The organism is Mesorhizobium sp. WSM4847 (assembly GCF_055811335.1).
Genome location: NZ_JBVVPY010000046.1, coordinates 12,558 through 17,628, shown reverse-complemented (window position 1 = coordinate 17,628; position 5,071 = coordinate 12,558). Strand labels below are relative to the sequence as shown.

At 61.6% G+C, this 5,071-nt stretch carries 4 protein-coding genes and 1 pseudogene; 2 read left to right on the top strand and 3 right to left on the bottom strand.

The genetic code is table 11. The features are described from left to right. Nucleotides 1-206: 206 nt before the first annotated feature. Nucleotides 207-440: pseudogene (locus AC0L28_RS33570) on the top strand (DUF6429 family protein). A 182-nt stretch (nt 441-622) separates the two neighbouring features. Here AC0L28_RS33570 and ftsZ read toward each other — a convergent pair. Beyond that, nucleotides 623-1,630 (bottom strand): cell division protein FtsZ, encoded by a 1,008-nt coding sequence (ftsZ, locus tag AC0L28_RS33565; RefSeq protein ID WP_128170888.1) that lies wholly within the window; start codon nt 1,628-1,630, stop codon nt 623-625. A 262-nt stretch (nt 1,631-1,892) separates the two neighbouring features. Next, the gene (locus AC0L28_RS33560) at nt 1,893-2,678 is read right to left on the bottom strand and encodes an SDR family NAD(P)-dependent oxidoreductase (RefSeq protein WP_128170889.1); all 786 of its coding nucleotides are present in this window, start codon (nt 2,676-2,678) and stop codon (nt 1,893-1,895) included. A gap of 76 nt (nt 2,679-2,754) precedes the next feature. On the opposite strand from AC0L28_RS33560, the gene uxuA reads away from it, so the two are divergent. Then, nucleotides 2,755-3,939, top strand: coding sequence for a mannonate dehydratase (gene uxuA, locus AC0L28_RS33555; RefSeq protein WP_473482716.1), 1,185 nt, complete (start codon nt 2,755-2,757; stop codon nt 3,937-3,939). Nucleotides 3,940-3,954: 15 nt separating this feature from the next. On the opposite strand, the gene AC0L28_RS33550 is transcribed toward uxuA, so the two are convergent. Further along, on the bottom strand, nt 3,955-4,848 hold the full coding sequence (locus AC0L28_RS33550; RefSeq protein WP_128170891.1) for a sugar phosphate isomerase/epimerase family protein: 894 nt from the start codon (nt 4,846-4,848) through the stop codon (nt 3,955-3,957). Nucleotides 4,849-5,071 lie beyond the last annotated feature (223 nt).

The window sequence follows — 5,071 nt, the reverse complement described above, 5'->3', positions numbered from 1 at the left end:
CGGGGTGGAGCAGCCCGGTAGCTCGTCAGGCTCATAACCTGAAGGTCACAGGTTCAAATCCTGTCCCCGCAACCAAATAACAAAACGGCCCGCATCACGCGGGCCGTTTTGCGTTTGCAGCCTGGCGCGGCCAGTTTGATCCTCATCGAGTTACCCGACGGTGTGGGTCTCGGCAGGCGCCGTCTTCCCGTGTTAATCTGCTTGGCATGGAGATGGACACCGACAAGATCGACAATGCCGTTCTCGGGCTGCTTTGGCTAACGCTGCATGAAGAGAGGCGCGCCTGGAAGGGATTGGATTGGGATGCTCTGGCTGCTTGCACCAGAAGGGACTGATCGCCAATCCGGCAAAACAAAGCGAAGTCGGTGGTTCTGCCAGATGAGGGCCTGCGACGGGCTGAGGAACTGTTCCGCACCCTGTTCACGCGGCCGGCGCCATGAGCGCTGGCTGGCGTTCCAATTCGACAGCAAGAAGTCGCGCAGGCAAAACCGACAACTTGCTCTGCAGGCTTATCCCGCAACAATCAGGGTTGGGCGTTCGGCCCGATTACCGTCTGGCGGCGGTGTCCGGTGCATCGGACCTTCAGTCGAAACCTGCCGTGGTGCTGCCATAAGGGCGTCGCTCAATTCACACGGTTTTCCAACCCCACCGTCAGCGGAATCTCAAGCCCCCGCCGCAATCCCGTCGCAACCACCGACACCCTGAATTTTCCTGCGAGCGCCTTGTCGAAAATGGCGCCGACGATGATGTCGGCATCGGCGTCGACCTCCTCGCGGATGCGGGTGGCGGCTTCGTCGACCTCGAACAGCGTCATGTCAGTGCCGCCCGATATCGAGACAAGGACGCCCTTGGCGCCCATCATCGACGCTTCGTCGAGAAGCGGGTTTGCGATCGCCGCTTCGGCTGCCTTCCTGGCGCGGTCCTCGCCGGTGGCTTCGCCGGTCCCCATCATCGCGCGACCCATATCGCGCATTACCGACTTCACATCGGCAAAGTCGAGATTGATCAGGCCTTCCTTGACGATGAGATCGGTTATGCAGCCGACGCCGGCGTAGAGTACGCGGTCCGCCATGGCGAAAGCGTCCGCGAACGTCGTCTTGGCATCGGCGATCCTGAAGAGGTTCTGGTTCGGTATGACGATGACGGTATCGGCGCTTTCGCGCAGCCGCTCGATGCCCTCATTGGCCGCATGCATTCGGCGGTTTCCTTCGAAGACGAACGGCTTGGTGACGACGGCCACGGTCAGTATTCCTGCGTTGCGCGCGGCCTGCGCTATGACCGGTGCTGCACCGGTTCCAGTTCCGCCTCCCATGCCTGCGGTCACAAAACACATATGCGTTCCCGCAAGATGGTCCATGATTTCGTCGATAGATTCCACGGCCGCGGCATGGCCGACCTCGGGCAGGGATCCTGCACCAAGGCCTTCCGTGACGTGCGCTCCCAATTGGATCAGCCGCGTTGCCTTCGACATGGTGAGCGCCTGGGCATCGGTGTTGGCAACGATGAACTCGGTGCCCTGCAAGCCTTCGGCGATCATGTTGTTGATGGCGTTGCCGCCACCGCCGCCAACCCCGATGACGGATATCTTGGGCCTCATCTCCGAGATTGTCGGCCTCGTTGCAGCGTTCATTTGCCGTCTCTCCCCTTGAATGCGCAAGCGCAGCGGTCGGTGGAAGGCTTGTTCCCGGCGCGCTGCAAAGACTTTGGACAGTGCGCGAATCAGGACAGCCCAGCGTAACCAAGGGAATCAGACGGTTGAACCGGCTGCAAGTACAGTATTCGCGCTCGCGCATGTTATGCGCTATTGGTTCGCCGCCGCCGGTGCTGTGGCGGCTGACCGAAAATCGTCCGGAGACAACGTCTCCCGTAAAGCCGAGACCGATCTTCCCGTTCTATTTCACGCCGATGCCGGCAGTCAGGCCGCCATCAATCCTGTAGTCCGCGCCGGTGCAGAACCCGGCTTTCGACGAACACAGAAAGGCGATGAGTTCCGCCACTTCCTCCGGCTCGCCGATGCGCCCGATGGGGTGTGCTTCGCCGAAGCGCCTGTAGGCGGCCTCGACATCGGCGTCGGTGCCGTTTTCGCCGCGCGCCGCTTTTTCCAGGATCGGGGTGCGGATCGAGCCCGGGCTGACGGAATTGACGCGAATGCCGGAGCGCGCGTGATCGAGCGCCAGAGCGCGCGTCAGTGTGTGGATGGCGCCCTTAGTCGTGGCATAGGCGGCGACGTTCTGCTGGCAGGCGAAACCTTGCACCGAAGCCACGTTGACGATGGCGCCGCCGCCTCGCCTAATCATTTCCGGAATACCGAAATGCGCGGTCAGGTAAATCGAGCCGACATTGACGGACATCGTCAGGTTCCAGATGTCGAAATCGGTGCTAACAGCGGTGCCATACGGATGGACCGCCGCGGAATTGACGATGATATCGAGGCCGCCGAACCGCTCGACACCGGCTGCGACCGCGTCGCGGACCTGATCCGGCACGGAGACGTCGACGTCCACGATCAGCGCCTCGGCGCCGGAGCTGCCCAGTTCCGTTCTCATCGCCGTGTTGGCCGCGCGGTCGATGCCGCAGGCGATGATCGCCGCCCCGCCCGCCGCAAGACGTCTGGCGGTTGCCAAGCCGATCCCGGTCGTCCCCGTCACCAGAGCAATCTTGCCGTCGAAATCCTTCATGGCGCAAACTCCTTTAATTTGACTTCCATTGTGGCCCAACAATACGGTTCCGTTTTATCGCAAAGGAAAAGCCTCGATGGAACAATGCTGGCGCTGGTATGGCCCTGACGACCCGGTGACGCTCGATCATGTCAAGCAGGCCGGAGCCTCGGCCGTTGTATCCGCCCTGCATGATATCTATGACGGCCGCGCCTGGCCTTTGACGGACATTTTGGAGCGCAAGCGGATCATCGAGGCCGAAGGGCTGACCTGGTCGGTTGTGGAGAGCATTCCCGTCCACAATTCGATCAAGATCGGCTCGGCGGAACGGCTTCGCTATGTCGGCTGGTATAAGGACACGATCCGTGCGCTCGCCAAGGCCGGCATTGCGACGATCTGCTATAACTTCATGCCGGTGGTCGACTGGACCCGCACCGACCTTGCCTATCGGCTTCCAACGACGGGCTACGCACTGCGGTTCGATGCGATCGATTTTGCCGCCTACGACCTGTTCGTCCTGAAGCGCAGGAATGCCGAATTCGGCTACAGCGCGGCACGTATCGCGGAAGCGGAATCGCGACTGAAGGAATTGAGCGAAGAGCAGATCGACAGGATCGAGCGCAATCTCATTGCCGGCCTGCCGGCAACCGAGCGCAGCTACAACCGGGATAGTTTTCGTGAGGCATTGGCGGAATATGACTCGATCGGGCCGAAGGAGCTGCGCGACAATCTTGCCTGGTTTTTGCGCGAGATCATTCCGGTGGCCGAGCAGGAGGGGGTGCGCATGTGCATCCATCCCGACGACCCGCCATTCTCGCTCTATGGCCTGCCACGGATCGTTTCGACCGCCGAGGACGCGCGTTTCATCCTCAACGCCGTCGACAGCCCGGCCAACGGCCTGACATTCTGCACCGGCTCCTACGGTACGCGCGCAGACAACGACATTGTCGGCATGGTCAAGGAGTTCGCCGACCGGATCCATTTCGTCCATCTGCGCAATGTAACCATCGAGGATGACGGCTCCTTCCATGAAGCCGAGCATCTGGAGGGCGGCACCGACATGGCGCATGTCATCCTCGCTTTGATGCAGGAAGAGACGCGCCGCCGAAGGGAAGGTCGCGCTGATTGGCGGATTCCCATGCGACCCGATCATGGCCATCTGCTCGCCGACGATATCGGCAAGACCAGGATCAACCCCGGCTATTCTTTGATCGGCCGCCTGAAAGGCCTGGCCGAGCTGCGTGGCATCATGCGCGCCGTGGAACGTTTTGAGCTGGCCTGAGGATCGCAACCGGAGCTAAGGCTGATGGCTTGACGCAACAAGCTCGGCCTTGCGCTGCGCCGTCTCCAGCCCGATGGCGATGAAGCGGCGCGCATGCCGGGCCAGCTCCATATTGTCGGTCCACAGATTGCGCCAGATGGCGGTTTTCTTCGACAGGTTCTCGTCGACGATCTCCGACGAGAAGGATTCGAAGCTGAGGTCGTCGCCATAGCCGATTGCGGTCAGCGCATCGAAGATCGCGGCAAAGTCGATGTTGCCGGTGCCGAGGAAGCCGCGATGGCTCTCACCGATATGGACATAGCCGATCTTTTTGGCGGCGTGCCGGATGGCCAACCCGACATCGGCCTCCTCGATGTTCATATGGAACGTATCGAGATGCAGAAAAATGTTGTCGGAACCGGTGTCCTCGATGAAGGCCAACCCTTGCGCCGCGGTGTTGAGCAGATTGCTCTCGAAGCGATTGACGATCTCGAGGTTGAGCGTGACGCCGGCGGCCTTGGCGGTCTCCGCGACCGTGGCAAGCGTGGCGGCACTGCGGTTCCATTGATCGCGCGTCGGCGCCTCAGTCTGCAATCCATGGCTGGTGCTGAGGATGCCGGCGACCTTCCGGCCGCCGAGATCGCGGGTGAGCGCGATCGTGTCATTGAGGACTTCGACGCCGTGCGCGGCAATCGCCTTGTCGGCGCTTGAAATGTCGCCGTCGGGCGGCAGCCCGATGCTGATCGCCACGCCGAGATCGAGGTCGGCGATGCGCTTGGCCAGCCCGCCAACATCGACATTGGCAGGGTCAAGATAGGAGAATTCGATCAGGTCGAAGCCCGCCTCCCTGGTGTTGGCCAGCGTCCGTTCGAGGTCGTCTTGCGCCGAGCTCGCCGACCAGACGAAAGAGTGGATTCCAATGCGCGACACGATCGTCTCCTGCTGCTCGAGAGCATCGGACCCAAGAAGTGGGAACCGGTTTGCGAAAAATCTGATGCTCGAAACAAAAAATTGGTGCGGCCGGTCACCCCGCCGCACCAGCCGTGGGGGGGGTTTTCTAGCGGGCCGCGGGGCCGCCCGTATAGTCCGTAAGGGTGTATTGCGGGATAAAGAGCGGGGCGAGCAGCACCCGGGGCGAGGGCGGGGTTTTTGG

Bases quoted from the DNA above. Each gene is read 5' to 3' on its own strand.
- uxuA (WP_473482716.1), top strand. From the start codon at position 2,755: ATGGAACAATGCTGGCGCTGGTATGGCCCTGACGACCCGGTGACGCTC.
- AC0L28_RS33560 (WP_128170889.1), bottom strand. From the start codon at position 2,678: ATGAAGGATTTCGACGGCAAGATTGCTCTGGTGACGGGGACGACCGGG.
- ftsZ (WP_128170888.1), bottom strand. From the start codon at position 1,630: ATGAACGCTGCAACGAGGCCGACAATCTCGGAGATGAGGCCCAAGATA.